This window comes from Acrocarpospora sp. B8E8 (assembly GCF_039871605.1).
GTDB lineage: Bacteria > Actinomycetota > Actinomycetes > Streptosporangiales > Streptosporangiaceae > Acrocarpospora > Acrocarpospora macrocephala.
In genome coordinates this window covers 143,013-164,963 of the sequence record NZ_JBDPLV010000009.1, presented here as the reverse complement: position 1 = coordinate 164,963, position 21,951 = coordinate 143,013, and the positions used below count along the sequence as shown (strand labels likewise).

Genomic DNA, 21,951 nt, shown 5'->3' with positions numbered 1-21,951 from the left:
TTTGATGATCTATCGCGCTGGGCGCAACGGGACGACCGGCGGAGCCGGAAGCAATGCGCAGTCGATCGCTCCGAGGCGGTCCGCCTCCAAGCGCACGCGGTCGCCCGGCCGAAGCCACGGATAGCTGTCGAGTCCGTGGCGGGCGGACAGGTCGGCGATGCAACCCGTACCCACGGTGCCGGAGCCGATGATGTCGCCGGGGCGCAACTCGGTGCCGCGGGAGGCGTAGGCGATCATTTCCCCGAACGTCCAGTAGAGCTCGCTGAGGTTGCCCGCGGAATACGGGCGGCCGTTCACACTGGCGCGGAGGGGGAGATCCGGCCGAGCCTGCCCGTCGACCATCGGGAACTCGTCTGCCGTGACGAAGAACGGGCCGAAGCTGGTCGCCCAGTCCTTGCCTTTGGTCGGGCCGAGGCCGATGCCCCGCTCGCGTCGTTGCAGGTCGCGCGCGCTCCAGTCGTTCATGAGGATATAACCGGCGATCAGGTGCTGCGCCGCGTCAACGTCCAGGTCGCTGCCTGGTCGCCCGACAACCGCGGCGACCTCGAGCTCGAAGTCGAGTTCGACGGCCCCGGGTGCCGCGCGAACGTCCTCGAACGGGCCTTTGGCCGCGGCGGGATTGGTGAAGTAGAAGGCGGGAATCTCGTACCAGGCAGGGTCGATCGACGCTCCCCGTGCCGCCAGGATCGGCTTGAGGTGGTCCTCGAAGGCCATGAAGTCGCGGATGCTGGGGGGCAGGGGTATCGGCGCCGTCAGCGTCGCCTCGTCGATCCCCAGTACCTCGAGCGGGTCGGCCAGGATGGCCTCCGCGGCGGCGGCCAGGTCCACTCCATCGCGGAGGAGCGTCACGAGATCGGTGTGGGTTCGGCTGCCGAACAGCCGGCCGTCGTCGGTGGCGACCGCCAGGCGCAACCCTGACTCCGATGCCCGATAGCTTGACCAGCGCATGACTCTCCTAACTGTGTCGGCCGGCGGCGCGGGGGCCTAGCAGGCGAAGGGCGTTGTCCACCGCGATCGCATGTCGCTGTTCGGCGGTGAGGTGGCGCACCGCACCGATGGCGCTCGCGGGATCCGTCTCGCCCATGTCGAAGGGGTAGTCGGTGCCGACCACCACCCGGTCCGGCCCCATCGTTCGCAGGAGATTGGTCAACACCTCGGCGGAGTGCACAAGGGAGTCGACGTAGATACCGCGCAGGTACCACCTGGGCGGGTGGGCCATTGTCCGGCTGTCGGGCCGTACGCCCCAGGCGTGGTCGCCGCGGCCCAGGTAGTGCGGCAGGTAGCCACCGCCGTGCGCCGCGCAGATGCGCAAGCCGGGGTGGCGATCCAGCACGCCGGAGAAGATCAGCAGGGACAGCGCGATCGTGGTCTCCAGCGGCTGCCCGACGACGTTGTTCAAGTAGGACGGGGCGAGCCGGTCGGTGAGCTGCGGGCAGCCGAGCGGGTGGACGAAGACAGCCACGTCCAGCCGTTCGGCCGCCGACCACAAACCGTCGAACGCCGGGTCGGCCAGGTCGCGCCCACCGGCAGATGTCGAGATCTGCACGCCGACGAGGCCGTCGCGCTCGACCGCTCGCTCCAGTTGGGTGGCCGCGAGCTCAGGATGCTGCAACGACACGGTGGCGAGCCCGAGCAGCCGGTTCGGCGGTGCGGACTCGACGATGCGGGCGAGTTGGGCGTTGACGCGGCCGACCAGCTCAGCGGAATCGGCTTCCCCCATCCAGTAGTGATACTGGCCGGGATTGACCGAGACGATCTGAGTGGAGATGCCCGCGTCGTCCATGAACCGGATCCGCTCCTCCGGGTCGGTCAGCCGTCGGTCCCACTCGCTCGCCACGGACGCCATGTGCGCCGCCGTCGCGGGATCGCGGTATCGACGGGCGAGCGCCGCCTGGTTGCCCTCCCATCCGGGGCTGTTCCGAGCGATCTCTTCGGCTTCCGGGATGCCGACGTGCGCGTGGAAGTCGATCATCCGGCCGATGGCTCGTCTACTACGCCGGTGCGTTGGACACCGAGACCACTGATGCGGCCCTCCATGACGTCGCCCGCTCGCAGGAATCGGCCGTGATGCACACCGTTGCCGGCCGGTGAACCGGTAAGCAGGAGATCACCTGGCCGCATCAACGCGTAGCGCGAGGTGTGCTCGATCAGGCGCGGCAGGTCGTAGATCATGTCGGTGCTCGATTCGTCCTGCATGATCTGCCCGTTGAGCCGCAGGGTGATGGTGACATCGCCAGGTGCGACGAATGCGGCGGGCACGAGCAGCGGACCGACGGGAAGATGCGTCGGCGCGGACTTGCTCGCGAGCCAGTCTGCCCCGCGACTGCTGTCTCCGCTCGGATAGATCTGGTCGCGCATGGTGATGTCATTGGCGATGGTGTAGCCGGCGACGTAGTCCAGCGCGTCTTCCTTGCTCACGTAGCGAGCCGGAGCCTTGATCACCGCAGCGAGTTCGAGCTCCCAGTCGCATTGCTCAGTGATGTGCGGGATCACCACGTCGTCGTAGGGACCGCACAGGCTCGAGACCGCCCCGGAGAAGACCGTCGGAACGCCGGAGGCCACCCGCTCGTCCATGAGCTTCACGGCCACCGCGCGCCGGTCCGCCGACCCGAGGTCCCGGTGCTCCGGTCGTGGCGACGCGACCATCAGATCGATGACGTGGCGGCGATAGTTCGCCGCCGCCTGGTAGATATGCCCGGGACAGACAGGAGCGAGCACCTCCACCGCCTCCCGGTCGGAGCCGTCGGCGTCCGGCGACGCCGATGGGAGCCACGACGAGATCGTCCGCACGTGCGTGTCCCAGTCGGGCAGGAGCTGGTTGACGGTCGTCACATCAGACCATCGCGCGCCGAGCGCGAGCGAAACCGGGTACACCCCGCGTGCGGAGACGACTCGCAGCCGGCGTTGTCCGCTGGGCAACCGCACCGCGGCCAAGCCGAACCCGCGGTCGGAAACGTTGTCGGTCAGGTCCGGGCCGGCCGGGAATGCCGACTTCACGAGGTGCTCCGCACGGTAGGGCCGGCGGGTCGGTCGGGGGACCGAACTCGGGCGGCCGATTCCGGGCGGGCCTTGTTCGCGATCGAGGCAAGCTCGCCGGAGTCGGCGGCCAGCTGCTCCCATCCGCTGGCGTAGCGAGCCAGCAGGGACCGCAGCGTCGCGACCTCTCCGGCGGTCATGTCGCTGATAGCGCGGTCCTCGATGAGGTGCATGCGCTCGCGCAGCGTTTCGGCCAGCGCGCGGCCCTCATCGGTGAGTGCGACTGGCCGGGTGTGCGCGTTCGCGTTGACCGGCGGCCGATCCACGAACCCGCGTCGTTGCAGTTCGTTGAGGGGGTCGGTCAGCGCCTGACGCGTGACCAGCGTGCGCCGTGCGATCTCGGCAGCGCTGACCGGCCCGGTTTCGTCGAGCGTCTCCACGATCAGCGCGAGCGTTCCATTCAGGCCCAGATCGGCCAGCATCGTGCTGACCGCTTCGCCGGTGGCGATGCGGATCCGGTGGATGAAGTTCATGGTCCGATCCGAGATCTTGTCGGATCGCCGAGATGAACGGTTGGGCATTGGCCTGCTCCTTTGGGCGCCAGACGACGCGTAACGGACTCTAGGTCCGGCGAGCCTGGGCGTCAACTAGTTGACGTCAAGTGGTTGACATCATGCGCGGGATGGTGGATCGTCCTCAACGCCCGCTTCAAACTTCGGAGTCACGCCATGTCAGGATCCGTCCCCACGTCCATCGACGTTGAGCCACCACCGTTCCAGCCGCGACCGATGCCGCCGCCCGCGCCAGCCGGCCAGATCCGCGCATCCGAACTGGCCGCCCGCTCGCCGATCGCCGGCCTGCGGCACGTCGGTCTCGGAGTTCCGGATCTGCGGCAGGCGTGCGCGTTCTACGAGGGGGTCTGGGGTCTGTACCGAGTCGCCGACGACCGCGATGTCGTCTTCCTCGGCTCTGTCGGCTCACCTGAGCCGTACATCGTCCGGTTGCGTCAGGCGCACGCGAAGCGGGTCGACATCATCGCCTTCGCCGGCCGTAGCCGGGCCGCCGTCGACGCGCTCGCGGCCGACCTGGCCGTATCCGGTGTCCGCCTGGTTCGCGAGCCTGGCGAACAGGACACTCCGGGCGGGGGGTACGGTGTCCGATTCTTCGATCTGGACGGGCGCCTGATCGAGGTATCGGTGGATGTGAGGGCCAAACCGTTCCGCAGCCTGGAGGCGGGCGAATCCGTTCCCCAGAAGCTGAGTCACGTCGTGGTGAACAGCACCGACATCGCCGCGACGATGGCCTTTTACGAGCGGTTTCTCGGATTCCGCCTGTCGGACTGGCTGACCAATCGGATGGCGTTCCTGCGGTGTTCCACAGATCACCACAGCCTGGCCATCGCCCAGCGCACCAGGGTCTCGCTCAACCACGTCTCCTTCGAGATGCGCGGGATCGACGAATACCTGCGGGGAACGGGCCGGCTCATCCGGCACGGCCATGCCCCGGCGTGGGGGCCGGGCCGGCACTCGGCCGGGGACAACACCTTCTCCTACTTCGCCGATCCGCACGGCAACGTCGTCGAATACACCACCGAACTGGAGAAGATCGTCGACGAGGACGCGTGGACCCCTCGCGTCTGGCCGGGCACCCCGGACTACTACGACCAGTGGGGTACCGCGGGTGGGCTCGAGGACCTGTACGCCCTCGATTCCCAGTCCGAAGCCGACAGCGGGTTGTGGACACCCGCACCGATCTGAGGATCTGGCCATGACGCACATCGTCGACATCGCGCCATCGCGGACCGAACAGGTCGCACCGGGCGTCTATGCCCACGTGCAACCCGACGGGGGCTGGTTCCTCAACAACAGCGGGATCATCGTCGGCGCCGACACGGTGACCGTCATCGATTCGGCGGCAACTGCCTCCCGTACCCAAGACCTGCGAGCCGCGGTGGCGGAGACCACGTCGCTGCCGATCGCGACGCTGGTGAACACCCATTGGCACACCGACCACACCAACGGCAACTACCAGTTCCGGGGGGCGACCATTGTCGCGCACGAGCGGACCCGGGCCATGATGCTCGAACACGCTCCGACGATCCCGGATCCGAACGGGCCTTTCCCGGACGTCGACTGGGGGCCACTGGAGCCTGCTCCGCCCTTCCTCACCTATGCGCAAGGGCTCGCGCTGTGGGCCGGCGAAACCCGCTGCGACATCAGCTGGGTGGGTACGCCGGCGCACACCGTCGACGACTCGATCGTGTGGATCGAGGAGCATTCGGTGCTGTTCGCCGGCGACCTCGCGTTCAACGGCAGCGCTCCGCTGATGTCCGCGGGGTCGGTCGCGGGCGCGATCAAGGTCCTGACCGAACTGAGCCAACTCGGCGCGGAGCGGGTTGTGCCCGGGCACGGCGACGTATGCGGCTCGGAGATCTTCCTCCTTGAGATCGACTACCTCAAATTCGTCCAGGATGTGGCCGCAGTCGGCCATCGACTCGGACGCACTCCCCTGGAGACGGCCCGCGACGCCGCCGACAACCCGTTCGCCGGCCTGCTCGACTCGGAGCGGTTGGTCGCCAACCTCCACCGCTCCTTCGCCGAGCTCGATGGCGCCGCTCCCGGCGACCCGATCGATCTCATCGCGACCCGGCGAGACATGATCGCATTCAACGGCGGGCCGCTCCGGTGCATGGCATGACCGGCCGATCCGCGCTCGTGTCCGGCGCTGGAATCGCCGGCCTCGCCGCTGCCATCGCGCTTGGCGAGATCGGCTGGGACGTCACCGTCATCGAGATAAAGACCGAGAACACCACGGTCGGGGTCGGGCTCAACCACCCGGCCAACGCTCTCCGCGCGCTGAAGGCTCTCGGCGTCTACGACCAGGTCGTGGAACGCGGATACGTCTACCGCGGGATAAAGCGGTACACCCAAGCCGGCGACCTGATCGCCACCTTCGAACCGGCCAATCCCGATGACGTGCCCTTCCAGATCTCCATGACCCGGGCTGACCTGCACGAGATCCTGACTGACCGAGCCGTCGAGGTGGGGGCCAGAATCGAGCTGGGGCAGACCTGGGCCGCGATCGAGCAGAACGATGCCGCCGTGACCGTCACCCTCGGCGACGGCAGCACGCGGACCTACGACCTCGTCATCGGCGCTGAGGGCATTCGTTCGCCGCTACGCCGAGTCCTCTTCGGCAACGCGTACGAACCTCGCAGCACCGGGTACGTCTGCTGGCGGATGCCGGTACGACGGCCCGCGGACGTGACGCACAGCCTCTACTACAACGGCGAGCAGGTCAAAGCCACGGTCATCAACCTCAACGCGGAATCCATGTACCTGCTGGTCGTACAGCAGGCGCCGCCGGCGGCCGCGCTCGACCGCACGCGACTGGCCGACGAACTCAGCGGCCTGCTCGCGGGATTCCCGGGAATCATCAGCGACATCCGCGCGAGCATCACGCCACAGACCGACATCCACCGCGGGCCCTTGGAAGTGGTCGAACTTCCCACGACCTGGAACGACGGTCGGATAGTGCTCGTCGGCGACGCGGCGCACGCGGTCATCCCCCACCTCGCGCAAGGCGCTGGGATGGCGATGGAGGACGCCATCGTCCTTGCCGACGAACTGCGCCGCCACGAGGACGACGTGCCCAAAGCGCTCGCCGCGTTCATGCGCCGCCGGCTTCCCCGGGTGCGCTACGTCCAGGAGGAGGCGCACGCCATCCTGCTCAACGAGATGGAAGCCGACGCGGCGAAAAAGGCGATCTTCGCGGCCGGGCTAGGTGCTCGCCAGGAACGCATCACCAGGCGACTGGCCGAGCCGGCGTAGTGATTGGGACACCGACGACCATGACCAGGTTTCTCACCGAAGCCGACATACGGGCTGTCTTCGATTGGCACGGCGCGATCGCAGCCCTGCGCGCGGCATACTCCGCTCCTACCGACGACAGCCGGCTACCACCCCGGTCGATGGCACGGACGCCGGGTGGGTGGCTTCGGACACTCACCGGCGTACTGCCCGGCGGCGAAATCATGGGGGCGAAGTTGATCGCCGCCTCGACCGTGGGGCGGCGCGCCACCTATTTGATCCCGCTCTTCGATCAGCGATCCACCGAACTCCTGGCACTGCTGGACGGAAGTCTCATCACCGGTTTTCGTACCGCGGCGACGTCCGCGCTCGCGATCGACGCCATGAGCCCGGCCGGCGCTTTGCGTGCCGCGGTCATCGGGTCGGGATTCGAGGCGCAACAGCACGTCCGAGCCCTGGCGGCGGCCCGGGAGCTGGCGGCTGTCACGGTATTCAGTCCCAATCCCGCGAGCCGGCTGCGGTTCGTGGAGAGTCTCTCCGATCTCGACGTACCGATCGGTACGGCATCCGGCGCCGAGGCCGCGGTCGCCGGCGCCGATGTCGTCGTCTGCGCCGCCCGATCTCGTGACGAGCGGCCCACCCTGCACGGTGCGTGGCTGGAAGCCGGGATGACCGTGGTCTCGATCGGGTCCACGCTGCCCGAACAGCGCGAGCTCGATGAAGAGGCCATCGGACGCGCCGATCTCATCGTCGCCGACCAACCCGACGAAGTCGCGCACCAAACCGGTGACCTGATCGCCGCCCGGAATGCGGGCGCATCGATCGAGGGCAAGCTGTTCCCACTCCACGACGTGCTCAGCGGCCGCGCTCCCGGCCGGCCGTCGCCGGAGGCGATCGTCCTTTACAAGTCGGTCGGTTCGGCCCTCCAGGATCTCGCGGTCGCCGCCATGTGCCTGCAGCGCGCCCAGGAGCGGGAGCTCGGCACGATACTTCCCGTCCGCCTGAGCACAGTCGTCAAGTGATCCCGGAGAACGTGGCATGAAACGAGAGCTGACCGATCCGGCGCTGCTGCGGAACAGTGCCTACATAGACGGACGCTGGGTCGCCTCCGGTGCCGACGGCACGTTCGACGTGCGCGATCCCGCCACCGGCCGGTTGCTGGCCACGCTGCCGAAGATCAGCCGAAGCGAGACCGCCGAGGCGATCCGGGCCGCCCACCGGGCCTGGCCGCAATGGCGCGCGCTTACCGGCAAACAGCGAAGCGGTGTCCTGCGGCGCTGGTTCGAGCTGGTGCGCGCGGCTACCGATGATCTCGCCCGCCTGATCGTCCACGAAGAGGGCAAACCGTTCGCCGAGGCGGTGGGGGAGGTCCACTACGCCGCGTCCTTCCTGGAGTGGTTCGCCGAGGAAGCCAAACGGGTGACAGGCGACGTCATCGCGGCGCCGGAAGCAGGCCGTCGCATCGTGGTGCTGAAAGAACCGGTGGGCGTCTGCGCCGCCATCACGCCGTGGAACTTCCCGGCCGCGATGATCACCCGCAAGGCCGGTCCGGCCCTCGCGGCCGGCTGCACGATGGTGCTCAAGCCGGCCGAGCAGACTCCGCTCACCGCGCTCGCCCTGGCTGACCTGGCCGATCGGGCGGGGGTGCCGCCCGGCGTGTTCAACGTCGTCGTCGGCGACCCGATCGAGATCGGCGCCGAGCTCACCGGCAACCCCCTGGTGCGCAAGCTGACCTTTACCGGCTCCACCGCGGTCGGCCGGCTACTGCTGGCCCAGTCGGCCACCACAGTCAAGAAGACCTCCATGGAGCTGGGCGGCAACGCCCCGTTTCTCGTCTTCGACGATGCGGACGTCGACGCCGCCGTCGACGGCCTGATCGCCACCAAGTACCGGAACACAGGACAGGCGTGCATCAGCGCGAACCGCGTCTACGTCCAAGACGGCGCCTATGACGCCTTCGCGCGGCGGCTGGCGCGCCGAGTCGCCGATCTCGTAGTCGGTGCCGGTTTCGACGAGGGCGTACAGCAGGGTCCACTCATCGACGCCGATGCCATCGCCAAGGTCGAATCGCATGTGGCCGACGCGGTCGCCAAGGGCGCGACCGTGCTCCAGGGTGGCGCCCGTCATCCGCGTGGCGAACTGTTCTACCAACCCACGGTGCTCACCGGAGTCACCGACGACATGGTGGTGACCAAGGAGGAGACGTTCGGTCCTGTCGCCCCGCTGGTGCGATTCACCGACGAGCGGGAGGCGATCCGCCAGGCCAACGAAACCGAGTTCGGCCTGGCCGCGTACCTCTACACCCGGGATCCGGAGCGCATCTGGCGGGTGAGTGCCGCGCTCGAAACCGGCATGGTCGGCATCAACACCGGCTTGATCTCCAACGAGGTGGCTCCCTTCGGGGGTGTCAAGCAATCCGGCATCGGGCGAGAGGGATCGATCTACGGCATCGATGAGTACCTCGAACTGAAATACCTCGCCTGGCATGGCGCCGGGCCTTCCTGAATCACATCTCGAAAGGTTGCGACATGGCTCGATACAACAGAGACGAGGCCCGCGAATGGGGACGTCAGCACCTGATCGGAGTAGTCAACTGCACCATCCCGTCCTTCACCGCGGACCTGCGGAACATCAACGAAAAGGCGATTCGCCATGACACAAGACTGGCCATCGAGCACGGGTTCGTCGGCACGCTCGGCGTTTCCGAGGTGGCGATCTCTCTAACCGAGTACCACGATTTCCTGCGCGTCATCAAGGATGAGGCAGGCGACCGGCTGATCGTCGTCCACCACGCGAGCTTCGGAAACCTCGAGCAGAACATCGAGGCGTTGAAGGGAGCCGAGGACGCCGGAGCCGAACTCGTGCTGCTGTCGTATCCACCGAATTTCTACCCCGAGACCGAGCAGGAGATCTTCGACTACACCAAAGCGGTGTGCGACGCTACGAACCTCGCGGTGATGCTGTTCCCCATGTATCTGTGGGGCTTCGGCTCTCGCATCCATCCGTCCGACATTCCGGTCGCCCTCATCCGCCGGCTGCTCGATGCCTGCCCGAACATTGCGGCGATCAAGGCTGAGGGTGGCTTTCCGGGTGTGCAGAGCGTCATCGAGTGTCATCGCCACTTCGGCGACGAAGTCGTGGTCTCGATGCCGATCGAAGGCGATCTCCTTCCACTGTCGCAGATCATGCCGATCCAGCTGTCGGCGACGAGCAATCACGAGTTCTACGGCCCGACGATCCCGCACGTGTTCGATCTGCTGCGCGCCGGCGAATACGACGACGCCGCGAAGATCTACTGGCAGCTGCATCCGGCCCGCCAAGTCGCCCGCGCGCTCTCGCCCACGATTCACGGCGGCTACTTCATCAACCGCCAGGCGTGGAAGTTTCAGGGTTGGCTACAGGGCTACAACGGCGGACCCCTTCGCCAGCCCACGCAGCGCATCCACGACCAGCAAATGACCGCGTTCCGCAAGGGACTCATCGATGCCGGTCTGAACCCCAGCATGGAACCGCTGCGCGAGTTCTTCATCGGCCGCAACCCGCTCTGAGCCGGCCGCCGGTTCCGAGCATGGTGGTTCATGGGCGAGCCCACTCGGCTGAGCGGGTTCTCGAAAGTCATCACTCGGCGGCTTCCCAGTACGAAAGGCTCACATGAGCGACGGCTCGGCGCGCAAACTCGACCTGCGGGACCACCTGGAGATCCAAACTTTGATCGCCCAGGTCTGCAAGGCATTGGATTTCAGCCGCACGACGGATTTCGTCGCCGCGTTCACGACGAACGGCACCTACCAGGTGGTTTCCTCGGACGCCGACGGCCGCAAAGAGCAGTACTCACATCACGGCGCTGAGGCACTGCTCGAATTCGCGCAATGGGCCGCATCCAGGCGGCGTGGGTTGGCGCGCCATTGGACGGGAAACCCGATCATCGAGTCCGACGGCCGCGGCGGGGCGACCGCATGGTCGTACACCCTGCTGATCGAGATTGACCCGGAGACCAAGCGAAGGAACATCGTGCTCTCGGGAGTTCACGAGGACGTTTTCGTGCGGACCGAGGCTGGTTGGCGCCTGGCCAGTCGCACCGTCGTGGCCGACATTTGATCTACAGAAGCTGAGGAGACCAAGGAATTGACGACGCAGGACAAGGTCGAGACGTTTCCTCCGCAGGCGTGGGCCCACCGGCAGGGGAAGGTCTCGATGAAGACCCTTCAGCCCGCTGACTGGTCGCCGGAGGCACTTGCCGCTCGCGCCCAGATCGCCGAGGCGTTCTATCGGTTCGGCATCGGTCACGACGAGTGCAGGGCCGACGTCGCGGGGTCGTGTTTCACCGAGGACGTCGTCTACGACGTCGCGCTCGGTTCGGCCAAGCCGTTCGCGACCTACCGCGGCCGCACGATGGTGGAGGACAAGCTTTCGGCCATCTTCGACGAGACGAGGGATCAACGCCGCCACGTCATATCCAACGTGCTGGTCGAAGAACTCGACCTCGGGGCCGGCACCGCGAAGGCCCTGGCGTTCTGCGTGGTCACGGTCGCGAAAGACGGCCTGGTCCTCGGTGCCAGCGTCTTCTACAACGGCGAACTGCGGCGCCAGGCAGATGGCTGTTGGCGCTTCACCTACTTCTTCATCGGCATGGATGACTTCACCGGAAACCGTCCCGCCGCCGGCGAGAACACCGAAGGGGAATGACGCGCGCACGCATCGCGGCGCTCATTCGCAATGACACACCTCACGCCCATGACCGGTTGGACGCGACGAGCGCGGAGCAGCGATCAGGGCAGGATGCTCCGGAAATGCGACCGAGCGGGCCTGTCCGGGCTTTCGTTTTAAGAACCAGAGAGACGGAAGGGAGAGATTCGTGATGGTGTCCCTAATGGCAGGTGGGCCGTCGGAGATGTCGCGTTCGGCGGCGATTGCTCGTTTCGAAGCGATCGTCGGCGCTGAACATGTTCTGACCTCGGGCGAGGCGTTCCGTGAGTTCCGCGACCCTTTCCAGCCGGAAGGCTGGGACGCGCACACCCCGTCGGCGGTCGTGCAGCCGGAGACCGTCGAGCAGATCCAGGACATCATCCTCGTCGCGGGCGAGTACGGCGTGCCGCTGTGGACGAACAGCCAGGGCCGCAACAACGGCTACGGCGGCGCGGGACCGCGGCTGACGGGCTCTGTCACCGTCAACCTGCGTCGGATGAACCGGATCCTGGAGATCGATGACGACCTCGCGTACGCACTGGTCGAACCCGGAGTGAGTTTCCTGCAGCTCTACACCGCACTCAGGGACGGCGGGCATCCGTTGATGCTGTCCGTCCCCGACATCGGCTGGGGCAGCGTCGTGGGTAACTCTCTCGACCACGGTGTCACCTACATGGCCTACGGCCAGGACTTCATGGCTCCGTGTGGCATGGAGATCGTGACGGCCGATGGGAGGCTGTTGCGCACAGGGATGGGCGGCGTGCCGGGGAACCGCAGTTGGAACCTGTACCGGCGCGGGCTGGGGCCCTCGCTGGACCAGCTGTTCATGCAGTCCAACTTCGGGATCGTCACGAAGATGGGCGTATGGCTCCAACCCCTCCCGGAGGTGGTCATGCCCCTCACGATCACGGCGCGCAACGAGGACGATATCGTCCAGCTGGTCGACACCCTCCGAATGTTGCTCCTCGACGGCACCGTCGCGGGTGTGCCGTGCATCATGAACACGCCGACCGCGGCGTCCATGTTGTCGCAACGCTCCGACTGGTACGACGGCGACGGCCCGATGCCAGACGCCGTTCTCGACAAGGTCGGCCGGGAGCTGGGAATCGGCCGGTGGATGATGCGGCTCTCCCTGTGGGGAGACAATGCCATCGTCGACCACAAGTACGAGAAGCTGAGGGCGGCGTTCACCTCCATTCCCGGCGTCGAAGTCCGAGGCGAGAAGACAACGCCGGAGGAAGCCAGGAACCTCGAGCACCCCTCTGATCGGGTCGCCTCCGGCGTGGCCAACCTTGACCTGCTCGGAATGGCCGGATGGAACGGCGGGACCCGAGGCGGGCACATGGACTTCGCCCCCGTCGTGCCGTTGCTCGGCGCCGAGGTGCTGCGGTTCATCAAGAAGTTCCGGCCGATGGTCGAGGCGGCGGGGTTGGACTTCAAGAGTGACATCATGGCGATCAGCGCGCGCAGCGCGATCTATGTCAGCGGCAGCAACTTCACCTTCAACGACGAAGAGCAGGCTCAGCGGGTCTACGACACGCTCCAGAGTCTCGTACGCGAGGCCGGAAAGCTCGGATACGGCGCGTACCGCGCGCATCTCAGCTTCATGGACCTCGCCGCCGAGCAGTTCTCCTTCAACGATCACGCCTACCTGCGGTTCGTCGAGAAGATCAAGGATGCGGTCGATCCGGCGGGAATCCTGTCTCCGGGCAAGCAGGGCATCTGGCCCGCGGCCCTCCGCGACCGGCCCTGACCGGCGATGCCTGAGTGCGGTTCATTCACGAAACCCTGGTGAGCCGCCCGGGTTGCCGCATGCTCCTCGACATCGAGGTCACACCCGACCCACCTACGAGAGAAGTGTCGACAGAATTGCCTGAAGCGGACTATTCTGTTGCCGTTCATGCACGCTAACGGACCAATATTGTCGACAGTATTTGGGAGAAGTTTATGAGTCGGTATTTGTCCATCTCTCGTCGGCACGTCCTGGGAGGCGCCGGGCTCGCCGCGGCGGCCCTCGCTGTGCCCGCGCTGCCCGCTGCGGCGGCCGTCGCCAAGCCGGCATCCGACGACGACCTCCAACCCGTTCCAGTGCCACCGCAGGTCCCGGCGACCGAGGGACGTGTGTCCTTTGGCGGGGGTGACCTGTGGTACTGGGACACCGGTGGGAAGGGCGATCCGGTCGTTCTGGGTCATGCCGCCACCGGTAGCGGCGCATCCTGGGGCTACCAGCAGCCGGTGCTGGCCAGTGCGGGATTCCGGGTCATCGGCTACTCACGCCGTGGCCATCGCAACTCGGATCTCGGGCCCGCGGGTGACACCGGAACGTACGCGGACGACCTGCACGCGCTCGTCGAGCACCTCGGACTCGCGCGCATCCATCTCGTCGGCACCGCGGCAGGCGGGATCGCGGCGGCTGACTACGTTCTCTCCCATCCCGATCGGGTCGCGAGCGCTGCGCTCACCTGCAGTCTGGTGGCCGTCGGGGATCCCGCCTACGCCGCCCGCAGTAACGCGTTGCGCCCACCGCAGTGGGATACCCTCCCGAAGGACTTCCAGGAACTCTCCGGTTCGTACCGCGCGACCAATCCCGGCGGCGTCGCCACGTGGCTGGCCGAGGCCGCGCTCGCTCCGCCGGCCAGCAGACGCCAGCGCACCAAGGCGACGGTGACAGCCGCGGCTCTGGGCGCCGCCGGAGTCCCGATCCTGCTCGCCACCGGCGACGCCGATCTCTATACGCCACCCGCCATGCTTCGCGAGCTCGGCCGTGGCGTCCCACGCGCCAAGCAGGTGATCTTCCCCGAGTGCGGGCACAACGGTTTCTGGGAGCGCCCCGCCCTGTTCAACCGCACCATCCTCGCCTTCCTGCGGCGGAACCGGATCGGAGGTCGAGGAGCAGGGCGCTGATGATCTCACTCGGTCCGCAGCCAGGTGGCGTAGGCCGTAGTGGATTCCCCGGGGCGCATGTAGCCGTTGAATCTGCCGTTCGGGTCGTAGTGGCTGCGGATCTCCTCGACCCGCTCGGCGTTCGTCGCGCTCAGGCCGAGGTCGAACCGGTCGGCGAGGTTGTTGTCGGAGAACTGCAGGCCCTTCGAGCGGTGCTGGATCGCGGCGAGGGTCCCGTGCGCCCACTGCTCGTGCCGCAGGTCCGCGGCCGGGTCGATCCAGCCGGCGTTGGGTGAGAGGTAGAGCTTGGCCTGCGCCGACCAGCAGGCGTTGGCCCGCTCGGGGTACCCACCCCAGAGCATCCACAGCACGAAGTTGAGTCCGGGCGGGATGTCGTCGAGCATCGGTCTGGCGGCGTCGAGCACGTCCCCGCTGTCACCGTCCATCCAGATGCCGTCCAGCGCCCACCGGTAGCCCGCGGGCGTGAGCCGGTCGGCCGCGTCGTACAGCGCGGCGATGGTCGTCTCCTGGTTGACCGTCGCGCGGATCGCCTTGTCCCGCACCGGGATCGCCTCAATGGGCGCCAGGAGGTCCTCGCCCGTGTCGGGCGTGCAGAAGGCCGTGCAGGTCAACGACACCGCGGGCGCGTCGAGCCCGGGAGCGTGGCCGACCTTGGCCGAGATCTCGACGGCCGGCGACAACGTTTCCAGGATGTCGTACGACCAGCCGAGGACCTCATCGCGCAGGGCGATCGGATACGTATGGACGGTCCGCAGGATCCGCGTCGGCGCCGGGTGGACGTCGAGGTGGAACCGCGTGACCACACCGAAGAAGCCGGGCCCGCTGCCTCGGGCAGCCCACAGCAGGTCAGGGTGGCTCGCGTCGTCGGCGTGCACGAGCTCGCCGTCGGCCAGGACCACGTCGATGGCACGGATGCTCAGGCAGGCAGGCCCCCAGAACCGCGAATTCCAGCCGTAGCCACCGCCGAGGATGAAGCCGCCGATGCCGACGGTCGGCGCGTGACCGGTCGGGAAGAACAGGCCGTGCTCGCCGAGGCGCGCGTTCAACGCCGGGCCCTTGACCGCCGGGCCGACGCGAGCGATCCGGGCGCCGACGTCGAGGGCGATGCCGTCCAGCCGGGACAGGTCGAGCAACAGACCGCCGTCGCGGATGCCGTTGCCGACCCAGGAGTGGCCGCCCGACCGGATGCCGATTGTCCAGCCGTTGTCAGCGGCCAGGCGTACGCCCGCCACTACGTCGTCCTCTTGCTCGGCGAGCAGGATCGCGTCCGGGTAGCGCTCGGGCTTGCGCTCGTTCCAGACGGCGGCCCGCCGGGCGAGCTCGTAACCGTCCATGCCGCGTCGCAGCAGTCTGCCGCGAAAGATGTGATTCGCCACGGTTCCGCCTTCCAAGCCATAGTGTCGACACTAATGGGTTATCGAGTCGATAGTATCGGAAGGAACGTGGATAATCTCCGTTGAATGTCGACAAGTGTGGGTCGGGCCTGGACGTGCGCGACGATCGCGAATGCGCGAGACTGTACGGGCGAACGACCACCTCACCCCGCGAGAGGACAGATGAGCACAGCACCGGCAGCGCCCTCAGCGGACCGCTCGATCGAGCTCGTGCGGTTGCTCAAGCTGAACGAGCGCCGCGAGCCGTCCGTGGTGCAGGTCGCCACGTGGGTCGGCCTGGGCATCATCGAGGGCCGGCTCCGGCCAGGCGAGGACCTCAACAGCGTCGAGTTGTCGCACCGGTTCAACAGCAGCCGGACCCCGGTGCGGGAGGCGCTCATGCTGCTCGAGTCCGAGGGCCTGGTGGAGATCCGCGCCCGCAAGCGGCCCCGGGTCGCCGCCTTCACGCTGGAGCGGGTGCGGGAGATCTACTTCGTGCGTCAGCACCTGCTGGCGCTCGTCGGCGGGCTGGTCACCGAGAAGGCCACCGACGACGAGCTGATCGAGCTGCGGGCGCGGCTGGCCCAGATGGAGGCCGACGCCGCCGGCGGCGACGTCGACGGCTACTTCTGGGGTCACGTGGCCCTGCAGGAGCGGATGACCCAGATCGCCGGGAACGAGACGCTCAAAGGGATCCTCGACTCGCTCGCCCTGCGCACGCTGATCCTCCGCCACGCCAGCCTGGCCCAGCCGGGCCGGCTCGCCGCCAGCGTGGCCGACCAGCTGCGCATCTTCGAGGCGATCCAGGACCGCGACGGCGAGCTGGCCGCGATGCTGCTGTCCCGGGCGACGGTCGCCGCGCTGCGCGCGATCGAGGAGAGCGACTGGTCGCAACGCCAGTCGAGCGACTGACACAGCCAGGGCACGCGGCCGGGACGCGCGGTCAGAAGTCGAAGACGGCGGCGGGGTTCGCGACCAGCAACAGGTCGCGCAGCTCCGCGCTCGGCGCGATCTCGGCCAGCAGGTCGACCAGGAGCCCGTCGTCGGGCGGGTTCCCGGCGATGTTCGGGTGCGGGAAGTCGGTGCCCCACAGCACCCGCTCCGGCGCGTGCCGTACGAGCAGCGCGGCCAGTTCGACGGCATCGGCGTAGGGCGGGCCCTGCCGCGACACCCGGTCGATCCCGCTCACCTTGACGTACACGCGGCCGGTGTCGAGCAGCCGCAGCAGGCTCCGGACCGCGGGCTGGCCGAGTCCCCGCCGGATGTCGATCCGGCCCAGGTGGTCGATGACGACCGGCGTCGGCAGCGCGGCGATGAACCGTTCGTGCTCGACGACGCCCTCACCCTCCACGTGGATCTCGGTGTGCCAGCCGAGGCCGGCCACCGAGGCGGCCAGCATGGCGATCTCGGCCTCGCTCGGGGCCCGGCGCAGGTGGGGCAGGAAGTTGCAGCGGAAGCCGCGCACCCCGGCCGCGTGCAGCCGGGCGATCTCCTCCGGCGGCGTCCGCTCGTCGATGAGCCCGACCCCGCGGAGCCGGCCGCCGCCGTGGCCCAGCGCGTCGAGCAGCACGCTGTGGTCGAAGCCGTTGCACGCGGACTGGATGACCACCGCCCGGCCCAGCCCGAGGTGCTCGTGCAGGGCGGCGACCTGCTGCCGCGGCACGTCGACCGGGGTGAAGGTGCGGTCCTTGTCGTACGGGAACAGCGCGCCCGGCCCGAAGACGTGGCAGTGCGAGTCGCAACTGTCCGCCGGCAGTGCCAGGGCGGGCTTGCGGGGCGACGGATGCGGCGGCGGGTTGCCTTCTGACGGCCGATACGGGCCGTGCTCGGCGGCGGTGGAGATCAGGCTGTCAGTCACAGCGCGCCGTCATCCCGCCGTCGACGACGATCTCGGTACCGGTGACGAAGCGGGACTCGTCGCTCGCCAGGAACAGGGCCGCGTAGGCGGTGTCGTGCCCGTCACCCATGAATCCGAGCGGGATGCGCGCCTGCCGCTGGGCCAGCAGCCTCTCCACGTCGCCGCCGGCGCGCTGGCCGGCCAGGCGGGCCTCGACCATCGGCGTGTGCAGCTGGCCGGGCACCACGGTGTTGACCCGGATCCGGTCCGGCGCGTACTGGACGGCGGTGACCCGCGACAGCTGGATGACCCCGGCCTTGGCAGCCGCGTAGCCGACCTGCGCGGCGCCCGTCCACCGCAGGCCGGAGGCCGAGGCGATGTTCACGATGGAGCCGCCGCCCCGGGCGCGCATCACCGGCACGGCGTGCTTACAGGCCATGAAGACGCTGGTGAGGTTGACGTCGAGCTGCCGCTGCCAGTCTTCTGTGGACAGTTGGGCGACCCCGCCCGCCCGTGAGCCGCCGACGTTGTTGACCAGCACGTCGAGCCCGCCGAGCCGGTCGACGCACGCCGACACGAAGGCTTCGACGTCGTCCGGCTGGGTGACGTCGGCCAGGCGGGTCAGCACCGTGCCGCCCTCGGCCCTGATCTGCTTCGCGGTCACCTCGACCGACTCGGCGTCGCGGTCGACGAGCAGCACCCGCGCCCCTTCGCGAGCGAAGATCACCGCGGTGGCCCGGCCGTTGCCCCAGCCGGGACCGACGCTCCCGGCCCCGGTCACCAACGCCACCTTCCCGGCCAGCCGCCCGGTCACCGGTCCACCTCGGTCACCCCGAGCGCGACCACGAACCGCGACACCATGTTGTAGGCGGCGATCGTGCCGGTCAGCTCGACCAGCCGGGCGTCGTCGAAGTGCGCCCGGACGGCGTCGAAGACCGCCGGAGCGACGTCGACCTGAAGTGTCATCGCGTCGGTGTAGGCGAGCACCGCCCGGGTGCGCTCGTCGAACGGCGCCAGGTCACCGGCTCTGAGCGCCGTGAGCTGCGCGTCGCTCAGGCCGGCCCGGCGCGCGACCGGCTCGTGCGCGACCCACTCGTAGGACGCGCGGTTGAGGACCGCGATGCGCAGGATGACGAGCTCGCGGACGAAAGCCGGGAGCGCCAGCCCGCCGCGGATCGCCCCCAGCAGGCCGTTCCAGCCGTCGGCTAGCGGCGGGCTGTGCAGCAGGACCTTGTCGAGCGGGCGCAGGGCACCTCCCCGGCGGTCCAGGACGCGACGCAGCACGTCGCTCCCCGCCGCGTCGAGCGCCGCCACCGGTATCCGCGCCACTGTTTCCTCCCCTAGTCGTTGGCGTCCTTTCTAGCCTAGTGTCGACAGAAAGTAAATCAACTCTAAGTGAATCAGCCTTCTGGCCCGGGTGATAGCTTGATAGTGTCGACATACACTCAATCGAAGGGGTAGGGATGGCAGATCGGCTGGCAGGTAAGGTAGCGCTCGTCACCGGTATCGGGGCCGGCATCGGACAGGGCATCGCGCTGCGATTCGCCGCCGAGGGGGCGACGGTGCTCGGGTGCGACATCAACCCGGCGACCGCCGAGGCGACCGTCGCCCAGGCGGCCGAGCGCGGCACGCCGCTGCGGTCGCTGCATCCGATCGACCTCACCCGGCCCGAGGACGCCCGGCGATACGTCCAGGCCGCGGCCGACGAGTACGGCCGCGTCGACGTCCTGGTCAACGCGGGCGCGATCCCGCCGCACATGGCCGGCATCGGCGAGATGGACTACGAGACGCAGTGGCGTCCCACCATCGCCGGCGAGGTGGACCTCGTCTTCCTCGCCTGCCAGGCGGCCTGGCCCTGGCTCATCCGCAGCGGCAACGCCTCCATCATCAACTTCGCCTCGGTGAACTCCTCTCGCGGGAGCCGCCACCTGGCGATGGTCGCCCACTGCGCGGCCAAGGGCGCGGTGCAGTCGATGACGCGTCAGCTGGCGGTGGAGGGCGGCCCGCACGGCATCCGGGCCAACAGCATCGCCCCCGGGCTGATCCAGACCGCGGCGACCGCGAGCGCGGGCCTCACCACCGGCGACCTCGCGGCGACCGTCACCGCCCGCACGCTGCTCGGCAGGCTCGGCGTACCCGATGACATCGCCTGGTGCGCCGTGTACCTGGCCTCCGACGAGGCGAACTGGGCCACCGGCGCCACGTTCAGCGTCGACGGCGGTGTCACGGCCGCCTGAATGACAGGAAAGCACGCTCCAGTCGCCGGCCGCGTGCGTCTTTGCCGGCCGCCTGGGGTGCGCGCCTAGGCTTCCTTGCGGTCGATGAGCTCGATGAGGTTGCCCCAGGGGTCGGCGACGTACGAGACGGTCGCGCCCGCCCGGGGCGCCGGTGACGGCGTCATCCTGGTCGTGGCGCCGGCCGCGATGAGCCGGTCGTACTCGGCCTGGACGTCCTCGACGCACAGGCACATGTGCCCGTAGCCGAGGGTGCCCACCGCCTCCAGGGCGCTGCCGGCGGCCAGGCCCGGCCCGGCGTTCGGCCGGTGCAGCAGCTCGATGCGGTAGCCGCTCTCCTCGTGCAGCAGCATGATGCCGCGCAGGTCGGTGCCGGCCACGGCGAACGGCGGCGCGGCCGTGAGATCGAGCGCGGCGCAGTACCACGCGGTGGCGGCCTCGAGGTCGGGCACCGAGAGACCAACGTGGTCGAACCGAACCCTCATGCGACTCATGTGCGGCTCACGTCCAGCTGAGCCGGGGGCGCTGGGTCCGGTGCCGCCGCGCCGCCGCGGATGCGGGTCAGCACCCGGGTGCGCAGCTCGGCGAAGCGGGGCAGCGCCCGGGTATGGATCTGGTCGCGGTCCTGGCCGAGGTCGACGGTGAGGTTGTCGATCACCGTCGCCGGCTGTCCGCCGAGGACGATCACCCGGTCGCCCAGGTACACCGCCTCGTCGATGTCGTGCGTGACGACGATGACGGTGATGCCGAGGTCGCGGCGCAGCCGCAGGACGAGGTCCTCCAGGTCGAACCGGGCCTGCGCGTCGACCGAGCCGAAGGGTTCGTCCATGAGCAGCACGGCCGCGTCGTACGCGAGGCCGCGGGCGATCGCGACCCGCTGCTGCATGCCGCCCGAGAGCTGCCAGGGGTACTTGTCGCCGACGTCGGGCAGGCCGACCGCGGCCAGGCATTCGTCGGCCCGGGCCCGGCGTGCCGAACGGCTCACCCCGCGCCCCTCCAGGGGGAAGGCGACATTGTCCCGAACCCGCATCCACGGCAACAGCGAGCCGCGGTAGTCCTGGAACACGACCGCGATCTCCGCCAAGGGCTGGTTCACCGGCCGCTCGCCGTACCGCACCGACCCGGACGTGGGGGCGAGCAGCCCGGACAGGCAGCGCAGCAGCGTCGTCTTGCCGGCGCCGGAGGGCCCGACGATGCAGACGAACGAGCCAGGCTCCACGGACAGGTTGAGGTCGGCGAGCACGGCGTGGGGGCCGTAGCTCTTGTGCAGTCCGGTGACCGAAAGGGGAGCCAGCCGGTCGGAGTCGCTCATCGGGTGGGGACCTCTCGTTCGAGCAGGGCCAGGCCCTGCGTGTTGCGGCGGACGCGGGGCGGCCGCTGGAAGTACCACCCGAGCAGCACGTGTTCCACGGCCAGCAGTACCACGCTCAGCCCGTAGCCGAGCAGTCCGATCAGGATGGTCCCGGCCCAGGTGTCGGTGACCGCGAAGCTGCTGCCGCTCTGCAGGATGAAGTTGCCCAGCCCGACCGGCGACCCGTAGATCTCGCTGACCACCATGAGCACGACGGCCACCGACAGCGCGATCCGCACGCCGGCCACGATCTGCGGCGTCGCGCCCGGCAGGATGACCCGGCGCAGCCGCAGCTGCCAGGGGATCCGGTAGCTGCGCGCGGTCTCCAGGACGGCCGGGTTGATGCCCTCGACGCCGCTGATCGTGTTGAGCAGGATCGGCCACAGCGAGCCCAGGAAGATCAGGAAGATCTTCGGCGTCGCGCCGATGCCCAGGGTGAGGATGATGACCGGCACGAACGCGACGGTCGGGGTGGCCCGGGCGAAGTCGAGGATGGGGCCGAGCGACTCGCGCAGCCGGCGGTGCTCGCCGATGATCAGCCCGGCGAGCACACCGACGACGATGGCGAGCCCGAGCCCGGCGAGGATGTTCTTGAGGCTGAACCACAGGTCCTCAAGGAGGCCGCCCTGTGCGAGGTTGGCCCACATCGCGCCGATCATGTCGCCGAACGGCGGAAAGTAGAAGTTGGTGCTGCGGGCTGTGCCGACCCACAGCAGCACGATGACGAGCACAGGCAACCACAGCTGCTTGAGTGCCGAGACCAGGAACGTGCGGGACACCG

General features: G+C 68.5%; 23 protein-coding genes. 12 read left to right on the top strand and 11 right to left on the bottom strand.

All coding sequences use genetic code 11. From position 1 onward, the window contains the following. Positions 1–9: 9 nt before the first annotated feature. The 4 genes from ABGB08_RS11180 to ABGB08_RS11165 are packed head-to-tail and all read right to left on the bottom strand — an operon-like array spanning position 10 to position 3,509. Positions 10–948: a fumarylacetoacetate hydrolase family protein gene (locus ABGB08_RS11180; protein ID WP_347589107.1), complete on the bottom strand. Its 939-nt coding sequence runs from the start codon at positions 946–948 to the stop codon at positions 10–12. A gap of 7 nt (positions 949–955) precedes the next feature. Beyond that, positions 956–1,972 carry an amidohydrolase family protein gene (locus ABGB08_RS11175; protein ID WP_347589105.1) on the bottom strand — a complete coding sequence of 339 codons (1,017 nt, stop codon included), beginning with the start codon at positions 1,970–1,972 and terminating at the stop codon, positions 956–958. Then, positions 1,969–2,997, bottom strand: a complete 1,029-nt coding sequence (locus ABGB08_RS11170) for a fumarylacetoacetate hydrolase family protein (protein ID WP_347589103.1) — start codon at positions 2,995–2,997, stop codon at positions 1,969–1,971. The genes ABGB08_RS11175 and ABGB08_RS11170 overlap by 4 nt, the downstream gene beginning before the upstream one ends. Beyond that, positions 2,994–3,509, bottom strand: a complete 516-nt coding sequence (locus ABGB08_RS11165) for a MarR family transcriptional regulator (RefSeq protein WP_347589101.1) — start codon at positions 3,507–3,509, stop codon at positions 2,994–2,996. Before ABGB08_RS11165 ends, ABGB08_RS11170 begins: the two co-directional genes overlap by 4 nt. 195 nt (positions 3,510–3,704) lie before the next feature. Here ABGB08_RS11165 and ABGB08_RS11160 point away from each other — a divergent pair, with 195 nt between their 5' ends. The 10 genes from ABGB08_RS11160 (at position 3,705) to ABGB08_RS11115 (ending at position 14,375) form a co-directional block, all read left to right on the top strand. After that, the gene (locus ABGB08_RS11160; protein ID WP_347589099.1) at positions 3,705–4,733 is read left to right on the top strand and encodes a VOC family protein; all 1,029 of its coding nucleotides are present in this window, start codon (positions 3,705–3,707) and stop codon (positions 4,731–4,733) included. 10 nt (positions 4,734–4,743) lie between these two features. Next, positions 4,744–5,673, top strand: a complete 930-nt coding sequence (locus tag ABGB08_RS11155) for an MBL fold metallo-hydrolase (RefSeq protein ID WP_347589097.1) — start codon at positions 4,744–4,746, stop codon at positions 5,671–5,673. Beyond that, complete coding sequence (locus ABGB08_RS11150) at positions 5,670–6,806, top strand: FAD-dependent monooxygenase (protein WP_347589095.1); 1,137 nt, start codon at positions 5,670–5,672, stop codon at positions 6,804–6,806. The genes ABGB08_RS11155 and ABGB08_RS11150 overlap by 4 nt, the downstream gene beginning before the upstream one ends. A gap of 20 nt (positions 6,807–6,826) precedes the next feature. Then, entirely contained in the window at positions 6,827–7,807 is a 981-nt protein-coding gene (locus ABGB08_RS11145; protein WP_347589093.1) for an ornithine cyclodeaminase family protein, read from the top strand. A 16-nt stretch (positions 7,808–7,823) separates the two neighbouring features. After that, positions 7,824–9,290, top strand: coding sequence for an NAD-dependent succinate-semialdehyde dehydrogenase (locus tag ABGB08_RS11140; RefSeq protein ID WP_347589091.1), 1,467 nt, complete (start codon positions 7,824–7,826; stop codon positions 9,288–9,290). Between the two features lie 23 nt (positions 9,291–9,313). Continuing rightward, positions 9,314–10,333 (top strand): dihydrodipicolinate synthase family protein, encoded by a 1,020-nt coding sequence (locus tag ABGB08_RS11135; protein ID WP_347589089.1) that lies wholly within the window; start codon positions 9,314–9,316, stop codon positions 10,331–10,333. Between the two features lie 103 nt (positions 10,334–10,436). After that, positions 10,437–10,883, top strand: coding sequence for a nuclear transport factor 2 family protein (locus ABGB08_RS11130; protein WP_347589087.1), 447 nt, complete (start codon positions 10,437–10,439; stop codon positions 10,881–10,883). A gap of 27 nt (positions 10,884–10,910) precedes the next feature. Beyond that, positions 10,911–11,471 carry a nuclear transport factor 2 family protein gene (locus ABGB08_RS11125; RefSeq protein ID WP_347589085.1) on the top strand — a complete coding sequence of 187 codons (561 nt, stop codon included), beginning with the start codon at positions 10,911–10,913 and terminating at the stop codon, positions 11,469–11,471. Between the two features lie 172 nt (positions 11,472–11,643). Next, complete coding sequence (locus tag ABGB08_RS11120; protein ID WP_347589195.1) at positions 11,644–13,224, top strand: FAD-binding oxidoreductase; 1,581 nt, start codon at positions 11,644–11,646, stop codon at positions 13,222–13,224. A 194-nt stretch (positions 13,225–13,418) separates the two neighbouring features. Next, positions 13,419–14,375 carry an alpha/beta hydrolase gene (locus ABGB08_RS11115; protein ID WP_347589083.1) on the top strand — a complete coding sequence of 319 codons (957 nt, stop codon included), beginning with the start codon at positions 13,419–13,421 and terminating at the stop codon, positions 14,373–14,375. 5 nt (positions 14,376–14,380) lie between these two features. Here ABGB08_RS11115 and ABGB08_RS11110 read toward each other — a convergent pair whose 3' ends face one another. Next, positions 14,381–15,751 carry an FAD-binding oxidoreductase gene (locus tag ABGB08_RS11110; protein WP_347589081.1) on the bottom strand — a complete coding sequence of 457 codons (1,371 nt, stop codon included), beginning with the start codon at positions 15,749–15,751 and terminating at the stop codon, positions 14,381–14,383. A 180-nt stretch (positions 15,752–15,931) separates the two neighbouring features. Here ABGB08_RS11110 and ABGB08_RS11105 point away from each other — a divergent pair, with 180 nt between their 5' ends. Next, complete coding sequence (locus ABGB08_RS11105) at positions 15,932–16,660, top strand: GntR family transcriptional regulator (protein WP_347589079.1); 729 nt, start codon at positions 15,932–15,934, stop codon at positions 16,658–16,660. A 31-nt stretch (positions 16,661–16,691) separates the two neighbouring features. Here the strand turns inward: ABGB08_RS11105 and ABGB08_RS11100 are convergent, their stop codons facing one another. Genes ABGB08_RS11100 through ABGB08_RS11090 form a run of 3 tightly spaced genes read right to left on the bottom strand, consistent with a single transcriptional unit; the run spans position 16,692 to position 18,914 of the window. Next, positions 16,692–17,606: an amidohydrolase family protein gene (locus ABGB08_RS11100; RefSeq protein ID WP_347589077.1), complete on the bottom strand. Its 915-nt coding sequence runs from the start codon at positions 17,604–17,606 to the stop codon at positions 16,692–16,694. Next, the gene (locus ABGB08_RS11095) at positions 17,599–18,399 is read right to left on the bottom strand and encodes an SDR family NAD(P)-dependent oxidoreductase (protein WP_347589075.1); all 801 of its coding nucleotides are present in this window, start codon (positions 18,397–18,399) and stop codon (positions 17,599–17,601) included. The genes ABGB08_RS11100 and ABGB08_RS11095 overlap by 8 nt, the downstream gene beginning before the upstream one ends. Further along, positions 18,396–18,914 carry a carboxymuconolactone decarboxylase family protein gene (locus ABGB08_RS11090; protein ID WP_347589073.1) on the bottom strand — a complete coding sequence of 173 codons (519 nt, stop codon included), beginning with the start codon at positions 18,912–18,914 and terminating at the stop codon, positions 18,396–18,398. The genes ABGB08_RS11095 and ABGB08_RS11090 overlap by 4 nt, the downstream gene beginning before the upstream one ends. A 134-nt stretch (positions 18,915–19,048) precedes the next feature. On the opposite strand from ABGB08_RS11090, the gene ABGB08_RS11085 reads away from it, so the two are divergent. Further along, entirely contained in the window at positions 19,049–19,822 is a 774-nt protein-coding gene (locus tag ABGB08_RS11085) for an SDR family oxidoreductase (RefSeq protein ID WP_347589071.1), read from the top strand. Between the two features lie 65 nt (positions 19,823–19,887). Here ABGB08_RS11085 and ABGB08_RS11080 read toward each other — a convergent pair whose 3' ends face one another. The 3 genes from ABGB08_RS11080 to ABGB08_RS11070 are packed head-to-tail and all read right to left on the bottom strand — an operon-like array spanning position 19,888 to position 21,949. Continuing rightward, a complete protein-coding gene (locus ABGB08_RS11080) occupies positions 19,888–20,304 on the bottom strand; it encodes a VOC family protein (protein WP_347589069.1) in 417 nt (138 codons plus the stop codon). Between the two features lie 5 nt (positions 20,305–20,309). Continuing rightward, positions 20,310–21,131 (bottom strand): ABC transporter ATP-binding protein, encoded by an 822-nt coding sequence (locus ABGB08_RS11075; RefSeq protein ID WP_347589067.1) that lies wholly within the window; start codon positions 21,129–21,131, stop codon positions 20,310–20,312. Next, on the bottom strand, positions 21,128–21,949 hold the full coding sequence (locus ABGB08_RS11070; RefSeq protein ID WP_347589065.1) for an ABC transporter permease: 822 nt from the start codon (positions 21,947–21,949) through the stop codon (positions 21,128–21,130). Before ABGB08_RS11070 ends, ABGB08_RS11075 begins: the two co-directional genes overlap by 4 nt. Positions 21,950–21,951 lie beyond the last annotated feature (2 nt).